The sequence below is a fragment of the Corynebacterium sp. CCUG 69979 genome (assembly GCF_024454095.1).
GTDB lineage: Bacteria > Actinomycetota > Actinomycetes > Mycobacteriales > Mycobacteriaceae > Corynebacterium > Corynebacterium genitalium.
Genome location: NZ_JAGPZA010000004.1, coordinates 72,533 through 98,520, shown reverse-complemented (window position 1 = coordinate 98,520; position 25,988 = coordinate 72,533). Strand labels below are relative to the sequence as shown.

The 25,988-nt window shown below is 62.1% G+C and carries 25 protein-coding genes; 17 read left to right on the top strand and 8 right to left on the bottom strand.

Annotated features, from left to right (window positions below; genetic code table 11):
* Positions 1 to 3 precede the first annotated feature (3 nt).
* The gene (locus KBX18_RS04110) at positions 4 to 2,760 is read left to right on the top strand and encodes an RNA helicase (protein ID WP_255994915.1); all 2,757 of its coding nucleotides are present in this window, start codon (positions 4 to 6) and stop codon (positions 2,758 to 2,760) included.
* On the opposite strand, the gene KBX18_RS04105 is transcribed toward KBX18_RS04110, so the two are convergent.
* On the bottom strand, positions 2,757 to 3,311 hold the full coding sequence (locus tag KBX18_RS04105) for a serine protease (RefSeq protein ID WP_255994914.1): 555 nt from the start codon (positions 3,309 to 3,311) through the stop codon (positions 2,757 to 2,759). The two genes, KBX18_RS04110 and KBX18_RS04105, sit on opposite strands and share 4 nt — an antisense overlap.
* Positions 3,312 to 3,335: 24 nt before the next feature.
* Between KBX18_RS04105 and KBX18_RS04100 the strand changes: the two genes are divergently transcribed.
* Genes KBX18_RS04100 through KBX18_RS04075 form a run of 6 tightly spaced genes read left to right on the top strand, consistent with a single transcriptional unit; the run spans position 3,336 to position 9,691 of the window.
* Positions 3,336 to 4,463: a Xaa-Pro peptidase family protein gene (locus tag KBX18_RS04100; RefSeq protein ID WP_255994913.1), complete on the top strand. Its 1,128-nt coding sequence runs from the start codon at positions 3,336 to 3,338 to the stop codon at positions 4,461 to 4,463.
* The gene (locus KBX18_RS04095; protein ID WP_255994912.1) at positions 4,460 to 5,197 is read left to right on the top strand and encodes an SDR family oxidoreductase; all 738 of its coding nucleotides are present in this window, start codon (positions 4,460 to 4,462) and stop codon (positions 5,195 to 5,197) included. Before KBX18_RS04100 ends, KBX18_RS04095 begins: the two co-directional genes overlap by 4 nt.
* Before the next feature lie 34 nt (positions 5,198 to 5,231).
* Complete coding sequence (locus tag KBX18_RS04090; protein WP_255994911.1) at positions 5,232 to 6,548, top strand: lipase family protein; 1,317 nt, start codon at positions 5,232 to 5,234, stop codon at positions 6,546 to 6,548.
* 9 nt (positions 6,549 to 6,557) lie between these two features.
* The gene (locus KBX18_RS04085) at positions 6,558 to 7,073 is read left to right on the top strand and encodes an FxsA family protein (protein WP_255994910.1); all 516 of its coding nucleotides are present in this window, start codon (positions 6,558 to 6,560) and stop codon (positions 7,071 to 7,073) included.
* Complete coding sequence (gene lnt, locus KBX18_RS04080; protein WP_255994909.1) at positions 7,033 to 8,634, top strand: apolipoprotein N-acyltransferase; 1,602 nt, start codon at positions 7,033 to 7,035, stop codon at positions 8,632 to 8,634. The genes KBX18_RS04085 and lnt overlap by 41 nt, the downstream gene beginning before the upstream one ends.
* 49 nt (positions 8,635 to 8,683) lie before the next feature.
* Complete coding sequence (locus KBX18_RS04075) at positions 8,684 to 9,691, top strand: polyprenol monophosphomannose synthase (protein ID WP_255994908.1); 1,008 nt, start codon at positions 8,684 to 8,686, stop codon at positions 9,689 to 9,691.
* Here KBX18_RS04075 and KBX18_RS04070 read toward each other — a convergent pair.
* Entirely contained in the window at positions 9,688 to 10,071 is a 384-nt protein-coding gene (locus tag KBX18_RS04070; RefSeq protein WP_083770293.1) for an RNA polymerase-binding protein RbpA, read from the bottom strand. The genes KBX18_RS04075 and KBX18_RS04070 overlap by 4 nt on opposite strands.
* A 148-nt stretch (positions 10,072 to 10,219) precedes the next feature.
* Here KBX18_RS04070 and KBX18_RS04065 point away from each other — a divergent pair, with 148 nt between their 5' ends.
* Together KBX18_RS04065 and KBX18_RS04060 are read left to right on the top strand one after the other, a co-directional pair.
* The gene (locus KBX18_RS04065) at positions 10,220 to 10,558 is read left to right on the top strand and encodes a hypothetical protein (RefSeq protein WP_255994907.1); all 339 of its coding nucleotides are present in this window, start codon (positions 10,220 to 10,222) and stop codon (positions 10,556 to 10,558) included.
* Positions 10,559 to 10,597: 39 nt separating this feature from the next.
* Positions 10,598 to 11,293: a YceI family protein gene (locus KBX18_RS04060; RefSeq protein WP_255994906.1), complete on the top strand. Its 696-nt coding sequence runs from the start codon at positions 10,598 to 10,600 to the stop codon at positions 11,291 to 11,293.
* Between the two features lie 80 nt (positions 11,294 to 11,373).
* Here KBX18_RS04060 and KBX18_RS04055 read toward each other — a convergent pair whose 3' ends face one another.
* Positions 11,374 to 12,702, bottom strand: coding sequence for a class I SAM-dependent methyltransferase (locus KBX18_RS04055; protein WP_370687221.1), 1,329 nt, complete (start codon positions 12,700 to 12,702; stop codon positions 11,374 to 11,376).
* Between the two features lie 127 nt (positions 12,703 to 12,829).
* On the opposite strand from KBX18_RS04055, the gene KBX18_RS04050 reads away from it, so the two are divergent.
* The gene (locus KBX18_RS04050) at positions 12,830 to 14,230 is read left to right on the top strand and encodes an NAD(P)/FAD-dependent oxidoreductase (RefSeq protein WP_255994905.1); all 1,401 of its coding nucleotides are present in this window, start codon (positions 12,830 to 12,832) and stop codon (positions 14,228 to 14,230) included.
* Between the two features lie 109 nt (positions 14,231 to 14,339).
* Positions 14,340 to 15,413: a magnesium and cobalt transport protein CorA gene (locus KBX18_RS04045; protein ID WP_005290189.1), complete on the top strand. Its 1,074-nt coding sequence runs from the start codon at positions 14,340 to 14,342 to the stop codon at positions 15,411 to 15,413.
* A gap of 8 nt (positions 15,414 to 15,421) precedes the next feature.
* Here KBX18_RS04045 and KBX18_RS04040 read toward each other — a convergent pair whose 3' ends face one another.
* The gene (locus KBX18_RS04040; protein WP_005290191.1) at positions 15,422 to 15,859 is read right to left on the bottom strand and encodes a PaaI family thioesterase; all 438 of its coding nucleotides are present in this window, start codon (positions 15,857 to 15,859) and stop codon (positions 15,422 to 15,424) included.
* A gap of 121 nt (positions 15,860 to 15,980) precedes the next feature.
* On the opposite strand from KBX18_RS04040, the gene gndA reads away from it, so the two are divergent.
* The 6 genes from gndA to KBX18_RS04010 are packed head-to-tail and all read left to right on the top strand — an operon-like array spanning position 15,981 to position 23,419.
* Complete coding sequence (gene gndA / locus KBX18_RS04035; RefSeq protein ID WP_255994904.1) at positions 15,981 to 17,438, top strand: NADP-dependent phosphogluconate dehydrogenase; 1,458 nt, start codon at positions 15,981 to 15,983, stop codon at positions 17,436 to 17,438.
* Between the two features lie 26 nt (positions 17,439 to 17,464).
* Positions 17,465 to 18,691: a DEAD/DEAH box helicase gene (locus KBX18_RS04030; RefSeq protein WP_255994903.1), complete on the top strand. Its 1,227-nt coding sequence runs from the start codon at positions 17,465 to 17,467 to the stop codon at positions 18,689 to 18,691.
* Between the two features lie 11 nt (positions 18,692 to 18,702).
* Positions 18,703 to 20,085, top strand: coding sequence for a hemolysin family protein (locus KBX18_RS04025; RefSeq protein ID WP_255994902.1), 1,383 nt, complete (start codon positions 18,703 to 18,705; stop codon positions 20,083 to 20,085).
* Positions 20,082 to 21,131, top strand: coding sequence for a hemolysin family protein (locus KBX18_RS04020; protein WP_255994901.1), 1,050 nt, complete (start codon positions 20,082 to 20,084; stop codon positions 21,129 to 21,131). Before KBX18_RS04025 ends, KBX18_RS04020 begins: the two co-directional genes overlap by 4 nt.
* Positions 21,128 to 21,988 carry a hypothetical protein gene (locus KBX18_RS04015; protein WP_005290202.1) on the top strand — a complete coding sequence of 287 codons (861 nt, stop codon included), beginning with the start codon at positions 21,128 to 21,130 and terminating at the stop codon, positions 21,986 to 21,988. Before KBX18_RS04020 ends, KBX18_RS04015 begins: the two co-directional genes overlap by 4 nt.
* 33 nt (positions 21,989 to 22,021) lie before the next feature.
* Positions 22,022 to 23,419, top strand: a complete 1,398-nt coding sequence (locus KBX18_RS04010) for a vWA domain-containing protein (protein ID WP_255994900.1) — start codon at positions 22,022 to 22,024, stop codon at positions 23,417 to 23,419.
* A 69-nt stretch (positions 23,420 to 23,488) separates the two neighbouring features.
* Here the strand turns inward: KBX18_RS04010 and KBX18_RS04005 are convergent, their stop codons facing one another.
* The 4 genes from KBX18_RS04005 to odhI all read right to left on the bottom strand — a co-directional run bounded on the left by KBX18_RS04005 (position 23,489) and on the right by odhI (position 25,955).
* On the bottom strand, positions 23,489 to 24,064 hold the full coding sequence (locus KBX18_RS04005) for a MerR family transcriptional regulator (protein WP_321207014.1): 576 nt from the start codon (positions 24,062 to 24,064) through the stop codon (positions 23,489 to 23,491).
* Between the two features lie 120 nt (positions 24,065 to 24,184).
* On the bottom strand, positions 24,185 to 24,781 hold the full coding sequence (locus KBX18_RS04000) for a bifunctional nuclease family protein (RefSeq protein ID WP_255994899.1): 597 nt from the start codon (positions 24,779 to 24,781) through the stop codon (positions 24,185 to 24,187).
* A gap of 4 nt (positions 24,782 to 24,785) precedes the next feature.
* Complete coding sequence (locus KBX18_RS03995) at positions 24,786 to 25,514, bottom strand: MerR family transcriptional regulator (RefSeq protein ID WP_255994898.1); 729 nt, start codon at positions 25,512 to 25,514, stop codon at positions 24,786 to 24,788.
* A 12-nt stretch (positions 25,515 to 25,526) separates the two neighbouring features.
* On the bottom strand, positions 25,527 to 25,955 hold the full coding sequence (gene odhI, locus KBX18_RS03990; RefSeq protein WP_005290211.1) for an oxoglutarate dehydrogenase inhibitor Odhl: 429 nt from the start codon (positions 25,953 to 25,955) through the stop codon (positions 25,527 to 25,529).
* Positions 25,956 to 25,988 lie beyond the last annotated feature (33 nt).

Sequence of the window (25,988 nt, the reverse complement as noted above, 5' to 3'; positions counted from 1 at the left end):
GCCATGTCTTCGACGCTCCACACGCACCTGGATGAATTCCGCGCCACTAAGTCGTTTCCCCTCGATGACTTTCAGGTGGAGGCGTGCCAGGCGGTGGAGGAGGATCGCGGGGTGCTGGTGTGCGCCCCAACGGGCTCCGGAAAGACCGTGGTGGGGGAGTTCGCGGTCTCGCTGGCGTTGTCGCGCGGGACGAAGTGCTTTTACACCACTCCGATCAAAGCGCTCAGCAACCAGAAGTACCACGACCTCGTCGGGGAGCACGGCGAGGATGCCGTCGGCCTGCTCACGGGTGATGTGAGCATCAACGGCAACGCGGAGATCGTCGTCATGACTACCGAGGTCTTGCGCAACATGATCTACGCCGGGTCGAGCGCGCTCGACCGCCTGTCGCACGTGGTCATGGACGAGATCCACTACCTCGCTGACCGCGACCGTGGTGCGGTGTGGGAAGAGATCATCCTCAACCTCGACGAGTCTGCTCGCATCATTGGTCTGTCTGCCACGGTCTCAAACTCGGAAGAGTTCGGCGAGTGGCTACACGAGGTCCGCGGCGATACCGCGGTCATCGTCTCGGAGAAACGCCCAGTCCCGCTTAACCAGTACATGATGGTGCAGAGCAAGATCATGCCGCTGTTCGAGCCCGGCGCGGTCGAAGCGCCCGGCAACGTGAACAAGGATCTGGAGCGCGCCATCGAGCGGCTCGAATCCGGCGCCGCCAACGAAGGTCGCGATGATTTCCGCCAAGGTAAAGGCTTCCGCTCGCGTGCTGGCGGCGGCCGCAGTGGCGCACCGCGGGGCCAGGACCGGATCCGACCTGTTGGCCGCCCCGAGGTCGTGGAGGCCCTGCGGGGGCGAGACATGCTGCCCGCCATCGTGTTCATCTTCTCCCGCGCGGGGTGTGACGGCGCGCTGTTTCAATGCCTGCGCTCCCGCAAGGAACTGACCACGCAGGAGGAAGCTGAGCGGATCAAGCAGATCGCCGACGAAGGCGTGGAGGGCATTCCCGAAGAAGACCTCGAGGTACTGAACTTTCGCCAACTGCGTACAGCCTGGTCGCGCGGATTCGCTGCCCACCACGCAGGCCTGCTGCCAGCGTTCAAGCACATCGTGGAGCAGCTCTTCGTCGAAGGTCTCGTCCGTGTTGTCTTTGCCACGGAGACGCTTGCGCTGGGCATCAATATGCCGGCCCGCACCGTGGTCTTAGAGAAACTGGTCAAGTTCAACGGCGATGCCCACGTGGATCTCACCCCGGGGCAGTACACCCAGTTGACGGGACGTGCAGGCCGCCGCGGGATCGACACGATCGGTAACGCCGTCGTGCAATGGGCGCCAGCGATGGATCCCCGGGAAGTCGCCGGTCTCGCCTCCACCCGCACCTACCCGCTCATCTCGCTGTTCACACCCGGCTACAACATGGCCATTAACATGCTGCAGATGAACGGCTTTGAAGATTCAATCCGACTTATCGAGAAGTCCTTCGCTCAGTTCCAAACCGACCGCTCCGTCGTCGGCGAGGTGCGCACCATCGAGCGCCAGCGCGCCAAGGTAGACACGCTGCGCGCTGAGCTTATCGACGCCGCAGGCGCCGACGTCAGCGACGACCTCATGGAGTACATGAACCTGCGCCGGGACCTCACAGAGGAAGAGAAGCGCAACAAGAAGGACTCCATTACTGAGCGCCGTCAAGAAGTTCAGGCCGTGTTAGGCCGGCTGCAGATCGGTGATGTCATCGCTTTGCCGTCGAAACGCCGTCCGGAACTCGCCGCTGTCGTTGCGCCCGCAGGGAAGAAGGATGACCCGCGGCCGTGGATCACCACCGAGCGCGGCTGGTCGGGACGCATTGACGCCTCCGCCTTCGCCAACGCCCCTGTCGTGGTCGGCAGCATCAAGGTGCCGCGAGACATCGCGCACAAACCGCGCAAGCACACCCGGAAGGTGGTCAGCGAGCTCTCCCGCAGCCGCTTCAACGCGCCAAAGAAGTTGAAGCAGGAGGCGCGCAACCGGCCGTCGAAACGCATGCTCGAACTGCGCGATGCGATCCGGTCCCACCCGGTGCACTCCTGGCCGGCTGCGCAGCGGGAGCAGCTCGCTCGGCTCGGAGATGAGTTGGTGCGTGAGGAAAGGTCGCTGGAGCGGGCGCAGAAAAGCGTCGATAAGCAAACGGACACGTTGGGGCGCATGTTTGAACGCATCATCGGCCTGCTCACGGAGATGGACTACGTGGAGCTTGTCGACGGCGAGCCCACCGTCACCGACGAAGGCGAGCGTCTCGCGCGCATCCATAATCCTTCCGACCTGCTGGTCGCCCAGTGTCTGAAGCGGGGGATCTGGGATGACCTTGATCCTGCCGAGTTGGCTGGCGTTGTTTCAATGTGCGTGTTCGAGAACCGCAAGTCGACCGGAGGGTATCCGGAGGCCGCGACAGACCGGATGGCAGATGCGATGAACGACACGGTGCGCATTCACGGCGAGCTCGCTAGCGACGAGCAGCGCCACCGCCTGCCGCCGACGGGCATCCCGGACCCTGGCTTTGCTTTGTCGATGCACCAGTGGACTGCCGGCGCACCGTTGGGTTACGCGCTGGCCGCAGCCGCCGAGTCTGGTGCGGAGCTGACACCGGGCGACTTCGTACGCTGGTCGCGCCAGGTCATCGACCTGCTGGAACAAATTGTGCAGACCGGGTACTCCGCCGACATCAAGCACAGCGCCCGCAGGGCAGTCGACGCGATCCGGCGCGGTGTGGTGGCGATCGGCAACTAGCGCACCGTCCCTTCTGGGAGCAGGTTCACCGTGGCCACGCGGAGATTCTTCCCGAACGGGTCGAGGATCAGCGACTGCACTCCAACGATCCTCCCGCCGACCATGACCGGGCCGCCGGAATCGCCCTTGACTGCGGGCTTCGTGTTGAAGACCAGCCCAGCCGGCCGCACGCGCGTGGCCCGAGACCGCGACATCGCCATAGGAATCGTGCCCAACCACAGGCCTGGACGCGCCTGCATCCTCCGCGCGCGTCCGCCAAACCCGAACGTGACGGCTGGGGTGCCGATCCGTGGCGCAGCGCCCTCAACGATCCGCGGGAAGGTCTCAGCCGACAACTTCCGAAAAGGACGAACGGTCACGATGGCAATATCTGTGCCCGGCACGGCTCTGACCTGCCTAATGGTTCGGATAGCGCCGTGGGCCTTCACCGTGGCTCCTGTGGGATGCTCCCGGAAGAAGTGCGCACACGTCAGCACCGTCTCAGGATCGAGCAGCGTGCCCGAGCAATAAGCAGCCCCAGATGAGATGCGGACAAGCGAAGCAGGAAACATTGCCGCCCATCCTATCCACCTACAATGGCGGGCATGAATGCTATTCCCACGCATTTCCCACCGGCCGTCTACGCGCACCGCATTAAGCGGGCCGAAACCCTGTGCACGCAGCGGGGACTCGGTGGGGCAGTGGTGGGAACTGGCCCGGAACTCGCGTTCCTGACCGGCGCGTGGACACAGTCGCATGAGCGTCTCACCGCGCTTGTCATCTCGCCGCTGGGCGACCCCACGCTCATCGCCCCGGCCACCGATGCTGCCGACCTGGCCTTCGTGGAGCAGCTGGGCATCACCCTGCACACGTGGCGTGACGGAAACGATCCCTACCGTATCGTTGCGGCGCACCTCGGTGGCGGCACGGTGGCGCTGGGCAAATCGTTGACTGCCGACCACGTGCTTCGCCTCATGGAGGTCGTCGAAGACACCGTGCTTATCGACGATGCGGTGCCGGACCTGTTCATGGTGAAAGACACCGATGAGATCGCGCAGCTGGAGTTCGCAGCTGCCGCCATTGACCGCGTTCACGAGCAGGTCCCGGACCTGCTCCGTCCCAGCCGCACCGAGAACGAGGTAGCAGCGGACCTCGCCGAATTGATCAAGCGTGAACACGCATCGGTGGACTTCGTCATTGTCGGCTCGGGCCCGAATGGCGCCAACCCTCACCGCGACCACTCAGACCGCGTACTGGAGGACGGCGACCCAGTCGTGGTGGATATCGGCGGCTCCGTCGGCGCCGGCTACCACTCCGACTGCACCCGCACCTACGTGGCGGGAACCGTTCAAGACCCCTCGTTCCAGCGTGCCTATGACGTGCTCCGCACCGCGCAGGACACAGCCGTTCATACTGCACGACCCGGTATGACGGCGGGGGAGCTCGATGCCGTGGCACGCTCCATCATCAACCACGCTGGGTACGGAGTGAACTTCTCCCACCGGCTCGGTCACGGGATTGGATTGGCCCTGCACGAGGCACCGTTCATCGTCGAGGGCAGCGACACGGTTCTCGAAGAAGGCATGGTGTTCTCGATCGAGCCGGGGATCTACCTGCCCGGGCAGTGGGGGATGAGGATCGAAGACATTGTCGTGCTCGAACCCGCTGGCGCACGCCGCCTCAACAACGCTGCCCGCCAACTCCGCTATGGTTTGCAGTCATGACACAGGCCACACCGGGCGCCGGCACCATCCTGCTCCTCGGCGCGACCAGCGACATCGGCGGGGAGATTGCTGTGCGTGTATGTTCCGGTCGCGATGTGGTTCTGGCAGCCCGGAGACCAGAGGCGCTGGAAGACGTCGAAAAGCGACTGCGCAATGCGGGAGCCACGAGTGTACGTAGCGTCCCTTTCGAAGCGATGGACCTCTCTTCGCACCGAGCGGTCGTAGACGCAGCTGGCCCGATGACAACGGCGATTGTGGCCTTCGGGATTCTCGGTGACCAAGAGCGCGCGGAACACGACGAAGCACATGCAGCCGAAATCGCCATGATCGACTACACCGCGCAGGTGAACATGCTCACTGTGCTGGCAGATGCCATGCACCGCGGGGAAATCTTCGCGTTCTCGTCGATTGCAGGATGGCGGCCGCGGCGCGCGAACTACGTGTATGGGTCAACCAAGGCCGGGCTCGACGCGTTCTGCCAGGGCTTAGCGGACAAACTGCACGGTGGGCCGCTGAAGCTGATCACGGCACGCCCGGGCTTTGTCATCGGTTCCATGACCGAGGGCATGAAGCCTGCACCACTGTCTGTGAAACCGGAGGATGTCGCCGAGGCGGTCATTGCCGCAGCGCAAAAGAAGGGCAGCCGCACTGTCTGGATTCCTCGTCAGCTGCAGGTGTTGGCCTGGATCATGCGCTTTGTTCCGCGCCCGATCTGGAGGCATATGCCACGGTAGAATTCGGAAAAACTGGTGCGACAAGGGAGGAAACGTGGGCAAGACGAGCAACATTGTCGGTGTGGTAGCCGGTCTCGGGGCCGCTGCTGCCGCTGGTCATCTGTGGAAGAACTCTCGGGAATCAGGCACCCGAGGACTGGTCACGCGGGCATGGCTGCCGCTGTTTGTGGATCTAGCAAAAGACATCATCAACCGCCCCGTCACCGATCCCGAGTTCGAGCCGCCGCAGTGGTTGTCCGGTGCCACCGGTGGAGAGTTGTTGCGGACTCAGAAGGTTCGCGCACTCGGGCTGAACTCGTCTATGAACAAGGGCACGATGTGGCGGATCGAGTACGCGACGACGGACGCGCACGGGCGCCCACTGTCCGCCACGGCCGCCGTGATCCGCTCGGAGAATCCGTGGGAGGGAACAGGCCCGCGTCCCGTTATCGGGTTCGCGCCCGGAACGCAGGGCACGGCGCGCCACTGTGATCCGTCGTACTCCTTCAGCATGTTCCTCGACGCGCGGTGGCCCTTCGACATCGTTTCCGCGTACGAGCAGCCCGCAGTGAACATGTACGTCGCCGCCGGCTGCCATGTGGTGGTCACCGACTACCCGCGGGATCCGGAAACAGGCAAGCAGCTCTACTGCGACCACGTAGCAGGGGCGCATTCGCTTTACGACGCCCTCCGTGCCGCCAAGCACCTCGACGTCACCAGCGACCGCGTAGGCCTGTCCGGGTTCTCCCAGGGTGGCGGGTGCGTCGCTGCAGCGCTCGAGGAGCCCGAGTACGCCCCCGACATTCCGGTTGTCGCGGCGGTGTGCGGCGCGCCGCCGTCAGACCTCGAGGACATTCTCAACCACGTCGACGGCGCAACCGCGACGTTCGTGCTGCCGTACGCGCTCGACGGAATGATGGCCTCGTACCCCGAGATTGCAGGGGAGCTTCTTCCACACCTCACGGAGAGCGCTGGCGAACTGCTGGGGCTGGCACGTACCCGGTGCGTGCTCGGCGCGATGCCCCATAGCGCCCGCCAAGACACCACGACGTGGACCACCGATGGCCGCAAGCTCGTCGACGTGATCAAGGAGCTGCCGATCACCAACTCGCTCATCGGCGACAAACTCCTTGGCCACCCCTCTCCGCAGGTTCCGACGCGCCTGTGGGCAAGCGTTCACGACGACATCATTCCGTACCACTCAACCGAGAAACTGGCACGCGATTGGGGCATCGAGCTGACCACGCGGCGCCTGTTCCCGCTGCTGCGTTTCGACGTAGCCAAGCACCTCGTGCCGTTCTTCATCTGGATGCACGACGATGCAACATGGTTGATCCGGCAGATTGAGAGTTCTGGGGCCTCAGGCAGGTAGTCTGGCCGCATGCCCTATGCCGCTTATTTCCTGATCTACCTGATCCTCGAGGCGCTCGCGTTCTGGGGTGTGAGCCAGCTCATCGGAGTCGGATGGGCCTTAGCCGGCATCTTCATTCTCATGATTGTCGGTGCCGTGGGTGCTTCCGGAGCCATGCGCGCTGAGGTCGCCCGCGCCTCCCACGGGCGCGCCAGCATTGGCCAGTTTGCGGGAGGCACCGCCCTTGCCATGGCTGGGGGAGCGTTGACCGTCCTTCCGGGGTACATCACCTCAGCGGTCGGTGTCCTGCTGCTGTTCCGCCCTACCCGTGACCTCATCCGTCAGTCCATGGCGGCGTCCCTGCGCATGCGTGTAGAGACGTTTGGTGCCCAGGTATACGACGTGTCCAATATGCAGCGGCACGCAACCTCCTACGGCACGTTCGGTGACGGCTCGGCTTCGGAAGAAGTGATTGATTCTGAGGAGATCGAAAAGTGGTCGCGTGATGCTCGACCGGAAGACTTCGGAGGTCCGAGTGAGCGCTAACTCGAATGCGGTGGTCACTGGCGGCCGCCTGCTGCTGGCAGGCGCAGGGGGAGTGCTGGTGTACTTCTCCCACGAACCGCACGGGCACTTCTGGGCGGCGATTTTCGGCGTGGCGCTGTTTTACTTTGCTCTGATGCCGTGGCCGTTCGTTACCGCCACCGATAAAGCCGCTGCGCCGACCGCCGGCCGTGGCGCGTTGCTCGGGTACGTTCACGCAGTCTGCCTCTACCTGCCGTTGTTGCCGTGGGTGGGTGAGTTTGTGGGCGCATTGCCGTGGATCGCGCTGTCTTTGGCGTGCGCTCTCTACTCGCTCATCACAGGCGCGTTCGGCGCTCTTGTTGCCCGGTGGCGTTTCGGTTTTCTCGCGTTCCCTCTGGTCTACGTCGCCGTCGAGTACGCGCTGTCCTCGTTCCCCTTCGGCGGATTCTCCTGGGTCCGTCTGGCCTGGGGGCAAATCAACGGCCCGCTGGCCAACGTGGCGCCGTGGGGTGGCCCCGCACTGATCACGTTCGCGACTGTGCTGCTCAGTGCGTCTATAGCCGCTTGCGTGCATGGGCTTCTCTCTCGCGTCGAGTGGTCGCCGAAGGGGAGTGTGGTCGCCTGGTCGATGGTTGTGGCGGGGTTGATGATCTCCACGAGCATGATCGCGGGCCTGGCCGTCAACCGCGACGCCCCGACAACAGGGGAGGTCACTGTCGCCGCAATTCAGGGCAATGTTCCCCGCATGGGCCTGGACTTCAACGCGCAGCGCCGCGCGGTGTTGGCCAACCACGTGAACGTGACCAAAGAGATGGCCACCGACGTGCACGGGAAAGGGGAGAGCGTCGACATGGTCTTCTGGCCCGAGAACGCCTCTGATGTGAACCCCTTCGCGGACGAAGACGCGTTCGAGCTCATCTCCGGCGCCGTGGCAGAGGCGGATGCGCCCACCCTGGTGGGCACCTTGACAAAGGACGAGGTCGGCGATCGCAACACTGCCGTCATCTTCGACCCAGACAACGGGCCGGGGGACTACCACCACAAGAAGTATCTGCAGCCGTTCGGCGAATGGATGCCCTACCGAGATTTTTTCCGGAACTTCTCCGAGTATGTCGACATGGCCGGCAACTTCAAGCCCGGTGACGGCAACGGCACCGTGCGGATGGGCGACCACGTTGTCGGCGTGGCCACCTGCTACGAGGTCGCATTCGACATGGCCTACCGCGACGCGGTGAAGGCTGGTGCACAGATCCTGACTACCCCGACGAACAACGCTACGTTCGGGTTCACGGACATGACTTACCAGCAGCTAGCCATGAGCCGCATCCGCGCGATGGAGACTGACCGAGCCGTCGTCGTCTCTGCCACGTCCGGCGCCTCTGCGATTGTCCACCCGGATGGTTCGGTGTCGCAACATACGGAGATCTTCCAGCCGGGGTATCTCGTCGAAAAGCTTCCGCTGCGTGATTCCGTGACATTTGCCGTGCGCTATGGGCAGTGGGTGCAGTGGCTGCTCGTTGCAGGGGGAGTCGCGGTGATGGCCGCATCCATGATCGGCGCGCGACGCGGGTACACTGCCTAGAGAAACACGAGAGAAACGACATCCCTGGTAATAAGGAGAAACCGTGCCTGTGGCTGACAAACCCAGTGACTCCACGTTGGTGATCATCCCGACGTACAACGAGCTGGAGAACCTTCCGCGCATCGTGGCGCGTGTCCGTGCCGCCACGCCGGAGGTGGACATCCTCGTTGTCGACGACAACTCCCCGGACGGAACCGGTGACAAGGCGGACTCCCTCGCTGCTGCGGACGAGCACGTTCACGTTGTCCACCGCGAGGAAAAGTCGGGCCTGCTGGGTGCATACCGTGAAGGCTTCGAGTGGGCGCTTGAGCGCGAGTACAAAGTCATCTGCCAGATGGACGCGGATGGTTCCCACGCGCCGGAGCAGCTGCGGGATCTGCTGGATGCGGTGGATACGGGTGCGGATCTGGTCATTGGTTCGCGCTACGTCCCCGGTGGGGAAGCGGTGAACTGGCCGAAGGAGCGTTTCTACCTGTCGAAGCTGGGCAATCTTTATATTTCCATCGCTCTCGGCGACGAGATTGCGGACATGACTGCTGGCTACCGCGCGTTCCGTCGCGAGGTGCTCGAAGCCATTGACTTCGATGACCTGTCCCGCAAGGGCTATATCTTCCAGGTGCAGATCGCCGATGTCGTCGTCCAGGAAGGCTTCGATGTGCGCGAGGTGCCCATCACCTTCGTCGACCGCGAACTCGGCGAATCCAAGCTGGACGCCAGCTTTGCCAAAGACTCCCTGACCGAAGTGACCAAGTGGGGTTGGACGCGCCGCTCGAGTCAGGCGAAGGAGATGGCCTACGAGCTGAAACGCCTGGGTAAATACGAGCTTGAACAACTGGGAGTGCAGCGGATCCCGGGCAAGATCACCGGTGCGTTTTCGGTCGCCGGCGACATGGTCGAAGAAGGCTCGAAACTGCTGGCATACGAGCTCAAGCGGAACTCTGACGAAGTAGACACGCGCCCCCTGGCTTCCTTGGGCCGCAGTCTTGTCGGCTTCGTGGAAGAGGGGGCGCGCTTGGCGAAGTATGAGGTGCAGCGGCTGGTGAACAACCGCCACTAAGCCTGGTTCTCTTGGGCTTCTTTCTGCTCCTTAGCAATGCGTGCCGCGTTGCGGCGGCGCTTGCGCAGCTGCTCTAGGCGTTCTTCAAGCAGCTCATCGAGCTCATCGATGGTGCGGCGCTCCAGCAGCATGTCCCAGTGGGTGCGCGGTGGCTTGACCGGTTTGGACTCTACACCTTCGCCCTCAATGAGGGTGCCGGTCTGGCCGTTTTTGCACGGCCACTCCTCGGGGATCTCGGCGTCGTCTGCGAACGGGATCTCGAAGACTTCACCGGAAGGGGTGCGGTACTTCGCCATCCTGCGGGGGGCGAGATCGTGGTCACGATCCGTCTCGTAGCTCACTGCACCCATCCGGCTACCACGCAGTACCCGATCAGCCATGCTGCATCTGTCCCTTCATCTATTGGTCTGTAGAAGCTTGCGGGGCGGTCGTGCAGCCCCATGCAATCTTCAAAGTATAACGGCCACCCATAGCAACGGTTCACCCACACCGTTTGTTCCAGCAGTTACGATCACAAGTGATCCGATCATGAACCAGCCACTTCACACTAAGGACGAACCGGGCGCCTGCCTGTGGTGCGGTGCTCCCGTTGAACAACTGCAGGGGCGCGGCCGCCGCCGCAAGTACTGCAGCGACTCGTGCAAGCAGCGCGCCTACGAGCGGCGGCACTATGTCCCAGGCAACCTTGGGCGTTCGGGCCGCGCGCGTCCGCACAACGACGACACTCTGCGCGATCGGTTATTCGCGCTGCGCTGCGCGGCAGAGGACATCGCCACGGCTGTCTCTGAGGGTGCAGACATCAACGAGATTGAGTCCTTGTGCGATGAGCTGGTTACCATGGCTAAGAGAATCGAAAAGCTTCACTAGAAGTTTTGAGAAGTTTTGCAAGCAGAAAGAGGGGAAGTCATGCAGACACGCACCCAGAAGATCGTGTTCTTTGGTGGTCTGGCGGTGATCATTCCTCTCACTCTGGTAGCGATCGTTCCGCTCGTCTTTGCGCTGTTCAACTCGCCTGGCATCAAGACCGAGCCCATTGACAACAGTGGTGCCAAAGCCGCGACAACCGAGGTGGACGGGCACTGGGTGGTCAGCAACCAGATGGGCAAGAATGCGACGTCCGCTGGGTTCACATTCCGTGAGCTGTTACCGGGTGATGAGCGCGTCACATCCGGCTCTACGCCAGCTGTCACGGGTGAAATGACCATCGAGGCCGGCACGCTGACCGCCGGTGAGGTGACTGTGGATATGACTAATATCGTCACGGATCGCGATGTCCGTGACGTTAATGTGCGGAGGAGCATCCTCCACACGGAGGAGTACCCGGAAGCGACATTTGTCCTGACGGAGCCCGTTGATGTTTCGCAGCTGCCAGACGACGGCAGCATCGGCACCGTCACGCTCACGGGTGACATGACCATTCACGGGGAGACAAACACGATCACGCAGGAGTTCAACGCGCTACGCACGGAAGACAACGTGATCGTGCACGCCGACATTCCGTTCAACCGTCTCGACTATGGCGTGGAGACGCCGGAGTTCGTGGCCGCGAAGATTGCGGAAGAAGGCGAGATCAATATCCGCCTCAAGATGGATAAGCAGTAAAATATCCCCATTTGTCCGATAATGTACATTATGTCAAGTAGGACGTGCGCCTAGCTCCGCCCGCTTTTCGACGTTGCCCCCTACCGCACTCCCCAGCGGTGCTTGTGCGCAAGCGTGTACTGAACCGCATCGAGCATCCCCAACCGCGCAAGCGCTTCACGGAGGGCAAGCTGCCACGTCCACAGGCGCCGATACACCGCATCGAATCCGTCGGCCGCCGCTTCGCGCAGCTGCCCTTGAAACGTCGTGCGTTGGTGTCCCAAGGACAATGCGAGGTGCTCCGGCGCGTGCGTCTCACCGATGACGCGTAAACCGCTGTGCTTATCGACGAGCCTGCGTAGCGACTCCTCCGTGCCGTACTCCAACGCGGGCCAGACATAGGCGCGGAGCGATTCCAGGGATGACGCAGCGACCGGGGTGAGCTTCTCTGTCGCCACGACAGTTTGGATGACGGCACGGCCTCCCCGTGTGAGCAACTCGTCCATGACTGCGGTGTATGCGGGGCGCAGACGCATCGGGAGGGTTTCGAGTGTCTCGACGGAAACAACTGCGTCATAACGCCCCTCTCGTCGTGCGAGTGCTTGCTGGACGCTCTGTACGACGTTGATATGCACGCTGTCGTCGACTCCCGCCAGAGTCAGGCGCTCGCGCAGCCCCGGTACGGTACCGGGATCTGTTACGAGCGAATCCACTGTAGCTTGCCTTCCGGCCGCCGCTATAGCCACTGCCCCGCCGGAACTGGGAAGTTCCGCTATGTGGGAGCCGGCGTGGACACCGGCGGCGTCGAGAAGCATGCCGACGCTTCTGCGCTGTGCGTCGGCAAGATCCAGCTTTTCCGTGCTCAACGGTTCGCTGAAATTCGTCACAGAGACGAAATAGTTGGCCGGCTCCCCGCGCTTGCCCGCGCTCGGCGAGAACGACTTGACGCTGCGACGCTCCGTCGTGGGCACCCCTGTTGAGAAATGGCCGGCGAAAGAGCTCATTCCGTCCCCGGCGTAACGGGCGACGAGCTCTGGCGGCACATCCCCACCGATAAAACGTGTATCCGCTTTCGCGCTCGAGGTTCGGGGGTTGTACCCCGATTCAATCAGGCCGGAGAGCACCTTGACGAGCGCTACCGGGGTCTGCGTGCGCCACTCTCCTGCCATGTAGGCCTCCGCCAGCCCAATCCAACCGTGAGCGGCGATGCGGGCAAACATGGCCTCGTGATCGACAACAAGGTCTGGCTGACCGTTCGGATCAAGATCGAGGCCGGCCTGCATGCACGCTTTCGCGAACTTCGCCTCCGCCCGCCGCGACCGAAGTCCCATCGCACGCCCAGACGGAACGTGCGCGATGCTCGGCCATTGCGCGGGATCCACAGTTGCCAAGTGGTCTAACTGGGGACGATAGGAAGCATTGTCGGGCACGCCGTTTAGAATAGACCGCCGTGGCAGCGGTGTAGCGGTGCCACGGCGCGCACTTGCTGCAAACCCGCGTATGATTTCATGGCGGATCCGCACAACGTTGTTCTAGAAGGCTAAAAGGAGTTCATACATGTCCGACAAACCGTACCGCCCCGCAGGTAACCGCCACCATGTCGTGATCATTGGTTCCGGCTTCGGCGGCCTTTTTGCCGCACGCGAACTCGACGGCGCTGACGTTGACGTCACGCTGATTAGCCGCACCAACTTCCACCTCTTCCCGCCGCTGCTCTACCAGGTGGCCACGGGCATTCTCGGCTCGGGCGAGATTGCTACCTCCACCCGCCAGATCCTGGGCAAGCAGAAGAACACCGACATCATGCGCGGCGATGTCACCGACATCGACCTCGACGCTAAGACGGTCACCTGCAAAGAGGGTCCGTACACCTACACCTACGAATACGACTCTCTCATCGTCGCCGCCGGTGCCGGCCAGTCCTACTTTGGCAACAACCACTTCGCCGAGTTCGCCCCCGGACTCAAGACGCTCGACCACGCGCTGGAGATCCGCTCCCGCCTCGTCACCGCGTTCGAGCGCGCCGAAGTCACCGAGGACCCGGCCGAGCGCGAGCGCCTGCTCACCTTCGTCATCGTCGGTGCGGGCCCGACCGGTGTCGAGCTCGCCGGCCAGATCGCCGAGATGGCGCACCGCAGCTTCCGCAACGAGTACTCGCACTTCCGCCCCTCCTCCGCCAAGATCATTCTTCTCGACGGCGCACCCCAGGTCCTCCCGCCCTTCGGCAAGCGCCTCGGCCGCAAGGCGCAGCGCGAGCTCGAACGCATCGGCGTGACGGTCCACCTCAACTCGATGGTGACCAACATCGACGAGACCTCGGTGACCTACAAGGACATGGAGACCGAGGAAGAGACGACGATCGAGTCCTACACCAAGATCTGGTCCGCGGGTGTGGCCGCTTCCCCGCTGGGCAAGCTCGTCGCCGACCAGGCCGGCCTCGAGGTCGACCGTGCCGGCAAGGTCCCGGTGAACAAGGACCTTTCCGTGGGCGACCACCGCAATGTCTTCGTCGTCGGCGACATGATGAATTTGGACAAGCTGCCGGGCCTGGCTCAGGTGGCGATCCAGACCGGTGAGTACGCGGCTAAGGCGATCAAGGATGGCGTGGAGAATGACCAGGAGCCGGACCAGCGCGAGCCGTTTGAGTACTTCGACAAGGGCTCCATGGCCATCGTTTCGCGCTTCCACGCCGTGGTGAAGATGGGCAAGGTAGAAATCGCCGGCTTCCTGGGCTGGATCATGTGGCTGCTCGTCCACGTGTCTTTCCTCGTGTCCAAGCGCAACCGCATCGTGTCTATGTTCACCTGGACGCTCAACGCCCTGTCCCCCAAGCGCTACAACCTCGCCGCGACCCAGCAGCAAATGCACGGCCGCACTGCCCTGCTGAACCTGGAGAAGTACGCCGCGGAGGAGGCTGAGCACCTCGTCGAGGTGCGTGACACCAACGGCGAGAACTAAGCTCGCTCTTCTTCTCCCCTACGCCCGCCCCCGGTTCCCCCGAATCCGGCGGCGGGCGTATGATTCTGCCCGTTCATCCAGTTGATACATCTGCCCGAAGGGGGTTGCCTTGGTACCGAAGAACCCGCTTTCCCTGGGAAAGTCGAAGCAGACAGAAAAGGCGACCCAGAAACCTATCCCTGTCCCGGTGGAACGTTCGATCGACTTCTGCCGCGTGATTGTGGATGGTCAACTTGAACCTGGCAGCTGCCACTACTCCACCGCTCTCAAGAAAGTGAATGAAGCTGAGAGCGGCTACGTGTGGTTGTCCCTCCGCGAGCCCAACGTGGAGCAGATGGAGAAGGTCGCCGAAGAGTTCGGCATTCACGATCTCATTGTGGAAGATGCCGTGAGCGCCCATCAACGCCCGAAGGTGGAACGCTACAACAATCAGCTGTTTCTGGTCATCCGCACGATTGAGTACCGCGACGACGAAGAGGTCACTGACCTGCGCGAGATCATCTCGACCGGTGAAGTGCAGATGCTCATCGGCGAGAACTTCGTGATCACAATCCGCCACAACGCGGAGCTTCCGAACCTCACTCAGGAGCTTGTCGAAGACCCGGAGATTTCCGCGCTGGGACCCGCTGCCGTCGCCTGGAAGGTCGCAGACCACGTCGTAGAGAACTACGCCATGATCACGACCTTCCTCCGCGAAGACGTCGATGAGCTGGAGAACGAAGTCTTCACTCCGCGCCGGCAGATCAACATCGACAAGATCTACTCCTACAAGCGTGAGATCTTGGAGATGCGCCACGCGATTGACCCGCTGGGTCCCGCGTTGAAGACAGGACTGAACCTGCACAAGGACCTGTTGAGCAAGCAGATCCGCTCTTACCTGCGTGACGTGCAGGACAACGCGATGATTGTCACCGACAACGTCAACGGATTCGATGAGCGGCTTTCCTCGCTTCTCGACGCGTCCGTGGCCAAGGTGAGCATGCAGCAGAACTCCGACATGCGCACGATCTCAGCCGTGGTGGGAATGGCGGCCCTTCCGACGATGATCGCCGGAATCTACGGCATGAACTTCGAGTACATGCCAGAGCTGTCGTGGCGCTATGCGTATCCGGTTGTCTTAGTGGTGATGTTCGGCTCCATCGTGGCCATGTACTGGTGGTTCCGCCGGAACAACTGGCTCTAACCCAGCTGTTAGGCCATCACCATGGTGCGCAGGGTGGTAATCGCGACGATCTTGCCCCCCTGCTTCATCTCGATGCGCCAGATCTGGGTGCGCCGGCCCAGGTGGACGGGCGATGCTTCAGCCTCAATCGTGCCGGAAGTGACGCTGCGGATCAGATCCGTGTTGTTGTTCATGCCCACAACGGGCGCGCCCGCGGCGGCGTACCCAGCGTAAGAGCCCATGCTCTCTCCGATGGCGCAGAACACCCCACCGTTGACCTGGCCGGCGGGTTGGTGGTGGCGCGGGTCCGCTTCCACCGTCGCGGTGATCTTCTCCGGGCCGAAAGCGGTGAAGTGCAGCCCGATGAAGCTGTCGAATTCGACGTGGTGAGCGTTCAGGTACGCCAGTTCGTCGTCGGTGAGCTGACGGTCGCGTAGTTCCATGAGTTTGCTGAAATCCATCTCCATGGCCAGAGATTTTACCAACGAAACTAGATCGCGTGCGCGGTTATAGATCTGTTTGTATTTAAAGGGTTCTTATATGGCCCATCGCCTGCGTAGGACCGACTGGCCTGCGTATGCTTTGGGCATGACTAACGAGAATCTTGCGCAGATCGGCGTCGTGGGCATGGCTGTGATGGGCTCCAACTTGGCCCGCAACTTCGCCTCCCGCGGCCACACGGTAGCTATCTACAACCGCTCCCCCGAGAAGACCCGCGCCGTCATGGAGCAGCACGGCCACGAAGGCAACTTCATCCCTTCGGAGTCCATTGAGGACTTCGTTGCGTCTCTGGAACGCCCGCGCAAGGCAGTCATCATGGTGCAGGCCGGTGCCGGCACCGATGCAGTGATCGATCAGCTCGTTGAGGCCATGGACGATGGCGACATCATTATCGACGGCGGAAACGCTCTGTTCACCGACACCATCCGCCGCGAGAAAGAGGTCGCAGCGAAGGGCCGCCACTTCGTCGGCGCGGGCATCTCCGGTGGCGAGGAGGGCGCCCTGAAGGGGCCGTCGATCATGCCGGGTGGCCCGAAAGAGTCGTGGGAGACCCTCGGTCCTCTGCTGGAATCCATCGCTGCTGAAGTCGATGGCGTGCCGTGCGTGACTCACATCGGCCCTGACGGTGCTGGTCACTTTGTGAAGATGGTCCACAACGGCATCGAGTATGCCGACATGCAGGTCATCGGCGAGGCTTACCACCTGCTGCGTTACGCGGCGGGCATCGAGCCGGCTGAGATGGCAGACATCTTCGCCGAGTGGAACCAGGGTGATCTGGACTCCTACCTGATCGAGATTTCCGCTGAAGTGCTGCGCCAAGTCGACGCGAGGACGGGCAAGCCGCTGGTGGACGTCATTGTCGACGCCGCTGGCCAGAAAGGCACCGGCCGCTGGACTGTGAAGGAAGCACTCGACCTTGGCGTGCCCACAACGGGCATTGGGGAGGCCGTCTTCGCCCGCGCCCTGTCCTCGGCGCTGGCGCAGCGCCAGGCTGTCCAGGACACGGGTTTGCCGTCGGGTGAGGTCACGTCGCTGGAGACGCTCGGCGTCGATAAGCAGCAGTTCGTTGAAGATGTCCGCCGCGCCCTGTACGCCTCCAAGCTTGTGGCCTACGCGCAGGGCTTCGACGAGATCAACGCTGGCTCCCAGGAGTACGGCTGGGGCATTAAGCCGCAAGACCTCGCGACGATCTGGCGCGGTGGCTGCATTATCCGCGCGAAGTTCCTCAACCGCATCACCGAGGCGTACAACAACGACCCGCAGCTGCCGTCGCTTTTGCTCGACCCTTACTTCAAGTCTGAGCTGGAGAAGGGCCTTGTCGATTCCTGGCGGCGTGTGGTCATCATTGCCACCCAGTTGGGTCTGCCGATCCCGGTGTTCGCCTCAAGCCTGTCCTACTACGACTCGCTGCGCGCGGAGCGCCTACCGGCTGCTCTCATCCAGGGCCAGCGCGATTTCTTCGGCGCCCACACCTACAAGCGCGTGGACATGGAGGGCACCTACCACACCACGTGGTCCGGTGAGCGTGAGGAAATCACGTACTAGCCCGGTAGGGTTGTACACTTCATCCGATGCCCACATTCTCGGATCTCGGCCTGCCCCGCTCCATCGTCAACGTTCTCACGAAACAAGGAATCGAGGAGCCCTTCCCAATCCAGGAAGCGGCGATCCCCGCTGTTCTCGACGGACGGGATGTGCTCGGGCGCGGGCCGACGGGCTCGGGTAAGACTTTTGCCTTCGGGCTACCGATGCTGGCGCTGCTCGCCGGTTCCCCGTCCAAACCCGGCCACCCGCGCGGCCTCGTCCTCGCCCCCACCCGTGAGCTCGCAGCGCAGATCCGACAGCGACTCGACGATCCTGCTGCTGCCGTTGGTCTGCGTGTGCTCGAGGTTGTGGGCGGGGTGAACATCAACAACCACATTCGTTCGCTTGCAGCGCCAGTGGACCTGCTCGTCGCTACGCCCGGACGCGCTCAGGACCTGATCAACCAGGGCAAGCTCAGCTTCGATTCCGTCGCCGTCACAGCGATTGACGAGGCTGACCAGATGGCCGACATGGGCTTTCTCCCCCAGGTCCGCAAGCTTGTCGACGCCACACCTGAAAACGGCCAGCGCCTACTGTTTTCGGCGACGCTGGACGGTGACGTGGAAAAGCTTGTGCAGCGGTACCTGACGGATCCTGTGATGCACTCGACGGCCCCTGCCCAGGCTGCCGTGGACACGATGCAGCACTACCAGCTGCTGGTGGGCAGCCGAGAGTCCAGGAACGAGATCGTGCCGCTCATCGCCGCGCGCGAGGGCAAGACCATCATGTTCATGCGCACGAAGCATGGCGTGGACCGGCAGGTGAAGAAGCTCCGTCGCGTCGGCATTGAGGCTCAACCGCTCCACGGTGACAAGGGCCAGGGCGCACGCACCCGGGCTATCGAAGGATTCACAGACGGGTCTGTTCCTGTTTTGGTCGCAACCGATATCGCTGCACGCGGTATTGACATCAGCGACGTGTCCTTGGTCGTCCACATCGATCCCCCGGCCGAGCACAAGTCCTACCTGCACCGTGCCGGGCGCACCGCCCGCGCAGGCATGTCCGGCACTGTGGTGACCTTGGTCATGGACGAACAGCGCAAAGAAGTCGATCAACTGCTCCGCACAGCGGGCGTGGACGCGCAAAAGGTCCGCGTTACCCCGATGTCCGACGAGTTAGTTAAGATTACGGGCGCGCAGGAGCCCCACGGCCGTCCACTTCCGCCGCCCGGCCAACCGCAGACAACCAAGCGCTCCCGCGGGAAACGGCACTGACAACACCACCTATGGATCTTCTTATCTCTCTACTCGCCCTTCTAGGGTTTGTGCTGCTCACGGCCTCAACTGGTCTGTTTGTCGCCATCGAATTCGCGCTCACCGGCATGGAGCGCTCAACCGTGGACAACCATGTGCAGGAGAAAGGAGATAAGACCGCTCTGGCCGTTCAACGCGACCACAGCAACCTCTCTTTCGTCCTCTCGGGGGCGCAGCTGGGCATCACGCTGACTACTCTTGCGACTGGTTTTCTTGCAGAGCCGGTGCTGGCTCGCTTCTTCGGCCCCGCGCTCGAGCTCGTTGGGCTCAGTGAGTCCGCCTCGAGCGCCGTCGCCCTCATCCTCGCCCTCGTCGTGGCAACGACACTGTCCATGGTGTTCGGCGAGCTGGTACCGAAGAACATCGCGATTACTGAGCCGTTGGCCACGGCCCGTTTCGTCGTGCCGCCCGTCAATGCCTTCAACACGGTGTTCAAGTGGTTCATTAAGGCGATGAATGCGTCGGCAAACTGGTTCGTGCGCAAGCTCGGGATTGAGCCGGCAGATGAGCTCGCCTCCGCCCGCTCAGGTCCTGAGTTGGGCGCTATGGTCCGCAGCTCCGCAGAAGCGGGTGGACTGGATGAGCAGACTGCCCGCATGATTGATCGCTCCCTTCAGTTCGGCGAGACCACCGCGGAAGAGGTCATGACGCCGCGGTCGACGGTGAGGTCCCTCGATGTCTCGGACACGGTGAACGATTTGATCGCATTGGCGATGGAATCCGGCCACTCCCGCTTCCCTGTCCGCAACGGTGACCTGGATGACACCGTGGGACTGGTTCACATCAAAGACGCGTTCTCGGTCGCCCGAGACCAACGCGCCACGACGCGGCTAGGCGATCTAGCCAAGCCGGTCAGCTACGTCCCCGGCACACTCGACGGAGATGCTGTTCTCGATCAAGTGCGTTCCGCCGGTTCACAGGTTGTGCTCGTTGCGGACGAGTACGGCGGCACCCAGGGCTTGGTCACCATTGAAGACGTCGTCGAAGAAATCCTCGGCGAAGTCTACGACGAGTACGACGACCGCGAGTCCGAGCGCGATTTCCAGCGCTTCGGAAAGTCGTGGGAAGTCTCCGGCCTTGTACGTCTCGACGAACTGTCGGAGCGGATCAGTTACACCGCCCCTGACGGGCCGTATGAAACTCTTGGAGGGTTGATCATGGCCTCGCTCGGCCAAGTCCCCTCTGTCGGCGATACTGTGGTTCTCCCCCACCCTGCCCAAGATCTTTCGGAGGAGCTCGAGGAAGCGAACGCTGGCCGTTGGCTGGCTCGCGTGTCCATCATGGAGGGCCGTCGACTGGACAAAGCCATTCTGACGCCAATCTCCTCCGATGATATCGGGAGGTACCAGTCATGAGCATCTGGACTGCCACCATCCTCATCATCGCCCTGCTAGCTGCCAACGCCTTCTTCGTGGCCACGGAGTTCGCGCTCGTCTCGTCGAGACGCGATCGCCTCGAATCCATGATCGCGCAGGGCAAGACCAGCGCACGGCGCGCTTTGGAAGCCACGGAGCATCTGTCGCTGTACTTGGCCGGCGCTCAGTTCGGCATCACTTTCGCCTCGCTCATTCTGGGTAAGGTCGCCGAACCTGCCATCGCGCATTTTTTGGAGGATCCTTTCACCAGCATCGGCGTTCCGGAGAACCTCCTGCACCCGATCTCGTTCGTCATCGCCCTGCTCATCATCACGATCCTCCACATCATCTTCGGCGAGATGATCCCGAAGAACATCGCGATCGCCGGGCCTGAAACGCTCGCTGTGTGGCTGACACCGGTGATGGATGTCTGGGTGAAGCTGACCCGGCCACTGATCTTCGCGCTGAACGAGATCGCCCGCTGGACGCTCTACCTCTTCGGCATTGAGCAGCGCGACGAACTCGACGCCACAGTGGACCAGGAGCAGCTGGCCAACATGATCTGGGAGTCCCGGCAGGAAGGGCTTCTGGACGAAGAGGAGACCACCCGCCTTGCCTCTGCCCTGTCGTCTGAGTCGCGCAGCCTGCAAGAGGTGATGATCCCCATCGACAAGCTGGTGACCATCCCCTACTCCCGGCAAGGGATTCCTCTGCGCGTCCTTGAAAACGCTGTCCGTGAGACCGGATACTCGCGTTTCCCGGTGGAGGGCACCGATGGCGCACTGCTCGGGTACATCCACGTCAAGGACGTCCTCGACCTCCTCGACTCGGAGATGGAGAGCCCGGTCATCCCGTACAACCGCGTCCGTCGCTTGAGCATTGTCGACGGCTCCGGCAGCCTCGACGACGCGTTGACCGCAATGCACCGTCGCTCCGCTCACATGGCCCAGGTCCGCGACAACGGTGAGCTAGTGGGTGTTCTCGCGCTTGAGGACCTGATCGAGGAGTACGTGGGCACCGTGACCGACTGGACCCATGAGCAATGATCTCGCTCGCGCGTGAGGAGTGGAGCGAACTCGCTGAAACCCACGAGAAGCGTGCCCGACAGTGGGTCGATCCGCACATAGCGCGGCGCAGCCGTGGTGAGAAGCATCCGATCTGGGATTTCCTCTTCGACTACTACCCTGTTCGCCCCACGCACCTCACGCGCTGGCACCCGGGCCTTGGCACGAAGCTTCTCGACGCGTCCGATGCCCCTCACACTTCATGGCGCGATTACCAGCGCGGCCCTGACGGAACAGTCACCCTCGACGTCGAATCGTTCCTCGCCCGCCGGCGGTCCGATATGGAAAATATTCGGGTTCTGTTGCGCGCTATTGATCACAACCGCCCGCAGTTCGACTGCTTCGGTTTGCACGAATGGGCCATGGTCTACAACACCGGGCGACCCCGTCACGACGTTCCGTTGCGGTTGGGGCAACGGGGCACAGATGACGTGGTCAAGCAGCACGATCTGAAGTGCACGCACTTTGACGCGTACCGCTTTTTCACTCCACCCGCGAAACCGCTCAATCTGACCGTGCTTGACTCTGCCACCCGCCCCGCGAATGACCAGTGCGGATGCCTTCACGTGGGCATGGACCTGTACAAATGGGCGACCAAGATGGGCCCGCTTGTGCCCGGTGACCTCATGCTGGACTGCCTGGAGCTGGCGATGGATATTCGACTGCTGGACATGGAGGCCTCCCCGTATGACTGCCGCACGCTCGGCTTCGGGGTGGTCCCGATTGAGACGCCGGAGGGCAAAGCTGAGTACGTAGCAAAGCAGCGCGCGTTCTCTGCGCGAGCGGAACCTTTGCGAAATCAGCTGCTTCAACTTCTTGACGCTGCATTTACCCGATAAGCTGTCTATCGTAACTATTGCGAAAGGCAGACCATGGCTCGGCATTCCAACGGCAAGAACAACTACGCCCTGTCCAAGGGCGCAATTGCGTTCCTCGTATTGCTCGCCCTCATGATGCTTGCGGTTGCGGCTGCGGGGGTGGTGTGGGGAACGCATCGTGGCAAAGCGGGCGGGAACCAAGCCGCGCCCGAGTGCGTGTCCGGTGAGTTAGCCCTGCCCGTCGCTGCGTCGTCGGAAGGCGTGGCCCGCGAGGTGATCAACGCCTACGCCAACTCCCAGCCTGTGGTCCGCGATTATTGTGTTCAGCCTGTCTACGTGGACAACCTGAGCGAGGCCGCTGTATACATTGCGCCTAACACACCGATCTCCCACCAGGAGATCGCGCATGCACAACGCAGTGCCACGACCAACGAGCCCGCCTCCGTGTATTCGTCGGTCGTCGGACTTGCCGGGCCTAATGAGATCGACCCGGCCACAGTGGACATCAAACAGGTGGACTTCCCCACCGATGAACAGCCCGAAGCATCTGCAGTTGTCGCCTCCGCTGTAGCTGACAACGATAACGCCGCCGTTGCCGCCCTGACCGAACAGCGTGTGGGCACCGCCGCATCCGACACCGCGAACTCCACCCGCTTCGTTGCCAGCGATGAATCCAACGTCCCCGACGGATTCACATTCAGCCCGTTAGCCGATACCTCTGTCGTCTACTCTGCCATCCCGCTGAATACGACGGACGCCGTCACAGAGGACCAAACTCGAGCGGCTCAAGCATTCGCAGACTTCGCGAGTGAACAGTACGGCAACGACTCCCAGCTCCCGGTCGTCGCTGAGTCGGTCTGGGCCGCTGCCCGCCCCAACGGTGGAGAACGCATCTCCACAGCGGCGCAGGAGCACGAACCAGCGCAGACGGAGATCGGTGAACCGATTGACACCCTGTTCCTGCTGGACACCTCGGATCAAATGGCACACTTTGCGGAACCGGTGGCCCAAAGCATTGGAGCGGTGGCTACTTCACTTACGGACGCTGGGCGCCAAGTTGCGCTGTGGAACTACTCCTCGCCGCTCAACCCCGGCGTCACCCAGGGCTTCCGCCGCAACGTGGAGTTCACCAACGATGGCGCGCAGATCGGTGCCGCCGCACAAGGCTTCATCAATGCCGGTGCCCCCCGCACCCGTGAAGCCGTCGCAGCCGCGCTGAAGTATGCAGAGTCTGTTGAAACTCCCATCCGAGTGATGTTGATTACCTCAGGCACTGTCGACGACGCTGACGTGACACCGGCTATCGCACACGCTCGTGCAGCTGGAGTTGAACTGTCTGTCGTTCACGTTGGTGCCGCGCCAAAAGACCAGGTGCTTATCGACGCAGCAACCTCCTCCACTGACCTCTCTTCCCCAGTCGATTCCGCTATCCGCGAGGCAGTAGGACTCTAAAACTCCCTACGTAAAAGGAAAACCCTGCTGGAGATTATCCAGCAGGGTTTGACGTATCTTCGGTTGACCCTAGGAGCTGCGACGCTCCCGGCGGGCAGCCAGTTCATCGAGTGCGACGACGTTGTCGGATTCTTCTGCGACAGCGTCGCCGCCGATCCGCTCGGAGGGGAACGCCGAGATGGTGCCGGTGAGCTCCTTGACGATCTGCGGAACAGCGATGGCGAACACGCCCTGGCCACCGCCGAGCAGGTCGATGATCTCGTCGTTGCTGCGGCACTCGTACACGGTGGCGCCGTCGGAAACGAGGGTGATCTCGGAGATCTCGTTGATGCCGCGGTCACGCAGGTTGTCCACGGCGAGGCGAATGTTCTGCAGGGAGATGCCAGTGTCCAGCAGGCCCTTGACGATCTTCAGGACGAGGATGTCAGTGAAGGAGTAGAGACGCTGCGAGCCGGAGCCTGTGGCGTTTCGGATGGAGGGGTTCACCAGATCGGTGCGCGCCCAGTAGTCCAGCTGGCGGTACGTGATGCCGGCCACCTGGCATGCGATGGGCACGCGGTAGCCAACCTCATCCGACGGCCCGAGGTCAAACAGGCTTTCCTGGACAGGGGCATCGATGTCGTCGTGACTGTCGAAGATACTCACGTAATTACTCCCATGATGTTTAGAGAAGGGCGCACTAGTTATTTAAAGCCAAGCTTAAGCTGCGGTCAAGACCAGGGACACCGACACGCCGTAACTTCAAGCTCAACTTTAACTTTAGAGTTACTCTTCCCCACTGTCATCTTCAGTCACATCTTTAACATCGGATCTTTCGAATCCGAGGTCCTGCTCTGATACTCCGAGATCGCGCATCAGTTGCTGAAAATCAGCGTCTGCCTTGGCATCACCAGAGGCAGAATCAGATCCGGCTGGCACCGCTTCGTCATCGACTTCAATGTCGAAGTAATCCAGCGCATCCTCCGCTGACAGCCACAATGACGACTGCGACCAGACAGTTTCATCAACCTCAATCGGCATATCCAGCATGACGGACAGGACAAACGCGTCCGTCGGGCGGCAATCGAACTCGGCACCGTCTTCCATCGTGATCTGCGCCATGAACACGCCGTTGTGATAATTAGTCAGCTCAATAGCAGCAATGCCGGCGGTGGACTGCTCGATGAGATCGAGCAGCAGATCATGGGTGTCGGGGCGCGTGGGCTCCCAGTCACCGATGCGTCCAATGAGCTGCGCCCCACCGACGGGCGGCAACCACACCGGGACGAAACGACGGCGCTCCTCCCACAGGAGCAGTGCACACAGGAAGCTTTCCGGGCCGACGGGAAAAACCCCGCAAAATGTGACGGGAACAGAGGTCATAGGCCTACGCCCCTAGCCCGCGGCGCAGCTCGTCCTTCACCAAGGCAGAGTTCAAAGACACCACAAGTGAGGCCACCTGCTGCCCGAGCTCGTCAGCTTCCTGCTTGGCGGAGGCTTTACCCGACTTCGCAACAGGGCCAACGACCTTTGCCACCATGTCCGCTTGCCTGCCTGCAGCATTGCGAAGGGCTTTCAGGTGGCGTCCATCAAGACCGAATTCAGCCAACGAAGCTGCCGTGCTGACAATCCGTACGTCATCGGCGGAGAACAGCCCACTCGAGTCCGGGACGATCAATCTAGCATTGATGCACTTCGTTACGAAGGACTGCTCGCACTGCGCCTGTACGGCCACGTCTTTGTCTGTCAGGCGCGTCGCCTTCGCCGCGCCGATGCTCTCCGAGGAAATGACTTGCTCAGAGACCACGACGACGTCTCCGGAATCCATGGCTTCAAGCTGCTCGCGAATGACTTTGAGCGGCAGGTAGTTATCCCGCTGCGTCACCAAGATGTAGCGCAGGCGATCAATATCAGCCTCCGTGAAGCGCCTGTACCCCGACTCTGTGCGCTCCGGGCTGATCAGCCCCTCCGATTCGAGGAACCGGATCTTCGACACAGTGACATCCGGAAATTCTTCGCGCAGGCGTTGGATGACCACGCCGATGGACATGGTCTTGTTCCCCGTCTTCTTTGCTTGTTGGGGTGCCTGTTGTTGGGTTTTCCGGATCGCGGTCACTGTGCAGAAGGATTACTCAGATTCAGAGATGAAAACGAGGCGGAACTTGCCGATCTGAATTTCGTCGCCGGTAGACAGCGCCTGGGAGTTGCGCGGCTCGCGGTTAACGTAGGTGCCGTTGAGGGATCCGACGTCGACGACCTCGAACTCGCCGGAATTGCGGCGGAACTCAGCGTGACGGCGGGACACGGTCACGTCATCGAGGAAGATGTCTGCCTCGGGGTGGCGGCCTGCGGTGGTGGTGTCACGGTCCAGCAGGAAGCGGGCACCCGCGTTCGGGCCACGCTTCACAACGAGGAGGGCTGCGCCTTCCGGCAGGCCCTCCACGCCACCGACGTTGTCAGAGGCGGTAGCTCCCGTCTCCATCTCCTTCAGAAGATCGGCACGGAATACCGAAGTGGTTTCTACCTGTGCCTCCGGCGTACCGGTGTTCTCGCTCATGTCTTCTCCTGACGCTTTCGACGGATGTCAATC

Excerpts from the sequence above, each read along its gene's own strand:
- KBX18_RS04110 (WP_255994915.1), top strand. The coding sequence starts at position 4 with ATGTCTTCGACGCTCCACACGCACCTGGATGAATTCCGCGCCACTAAG.
- KBX18_RS04105 (WP_255994914.1), bottom strand. The coding sequence starts at position 3,311 with ATGTTTCCTGCTTCGCTTGTCCGCATCTCATCTGGGGCTGCTTATTGC.
- KBX18_RS04100 (WP_255994913.1), top strand. The coding sequence starts at position 3,336 with ATGGCGGGCATGAATGCTATTCCCACGCATTTCCCACCGGCCGTCTAC.
- KBX18_RS04095 (WP_255994912.1), top strand. The coding sequence starts at position 4,460 with ATGACACAGGCCACACCGGGCGCCGGCACCATCCTGCTCCTCGGCGCG.
- KBX18_RS04085 (WP_255994910.1), top strand. The coding sequence starts at position 6,558 with ATGCCCTATGCCGCTTATTTCCTGATCTACCTGATCCTCGAGGCGCTC.
- lnt (WP_255994909.1), top strand. The coding sequence starts at position 7,033 with ATGCTCGACCGGAAGACTTCGGAGGTCCGAGTGAGCGCTAACTCGAAT.
- KBX18_RS04070 (WP_083770293.1), bottom strand. The coding sequence starts at position 10,071 with ATGGCTGATCGGGTACTGCGTGGTAGCCGGATGGGTGCAGTGAGCTAC.
- KBX18_RS04065 (WP_255994907.1), top strand. The coding sequence starts at position 10,220 with ATGAACCAGCCACTTCACACTAAGGACGAACCGGGCGCCTGCCTGTGG.
- KBX18_RS04060 (WP_255994906.1), top strand. The coding sequence starts at position 10,598 with ATGCAGACACGCACCCAGAAGATCGTGTTCTTTGGTGGTCTGGCGGTG.
- KBX18_RS04050 (WP_255994905.1), top strand. The coding sequence starts at position 12,830 with ATGTCCGACAAACCGTACCGCCCCGCAGGTAACCGCCACCATGTCGTG.
- KBX18_RS04040 (WP_005290191.1), bottom strand. The coding sequence starts at position 15,859 with ATGGAGATGGATTTCAGCAAACTCATGGAACTACGCGACCGTCAGCTC.
- gndA (WP_255994904.1), top strand. The coding sequence starts at position 15,981 with ATGACTAACGAGAATCTTGCGCAGATCGGCGTCGTGGGCATGGCTGTG.
- KBX18_RS04030 (WP_255994903.1), top strand. The coding sequence starts at position 17,465 with ATGCCCACATTCTCGGATCTCGGCCTGCCCCGCTCCATCGTCAACGTT.
- KBX18_RS04025 (WP_255994902.1), top strand. The coding sequence starts at position 18,703 with ATGGATCTTCTTATCTCTCTACTCGCCCTTCTAGGGTTTGTGCTGCTC.
- KBX18_RS04020 (WP_255994901.1), top strand. The coding sequence starts at position 20,082 with ATGAGCATCTGGACTGCCACCATCCTCATCATCGCCCTGCTAGCTGCC.
- KBX18_RS04015 (WP_005290202.1), top strand. The coding sequence starts at position 21,128 with ATGATCTCGCTCGCGCGTGAGGAGTGGAGCGAACTCGCTGAAACCCAC.
- KBX18_RS04010 (WP_255994900.1), top strand. The coding sequence starts at position 22,022 with ATGGCTCGGCATTCCAACGGCAAGAACAACTACGCCCTGTCCAAGGGC.
- KBX18_RS04000 (WP_255994899.1), bottom strand. The coding sequence starts at position 24,781 with ATGACCTCTGTTCCCGTCACATTTTGCGGGGTTTTTCCCGTCGGCCCG.
- odhI (WP_005290211.1), bottom strand. The coding sequence starts at position 25,955 with ATGAGCGAGAACACCGGTACGCCGGAGGCACAGGTAGAAACCACTTCG.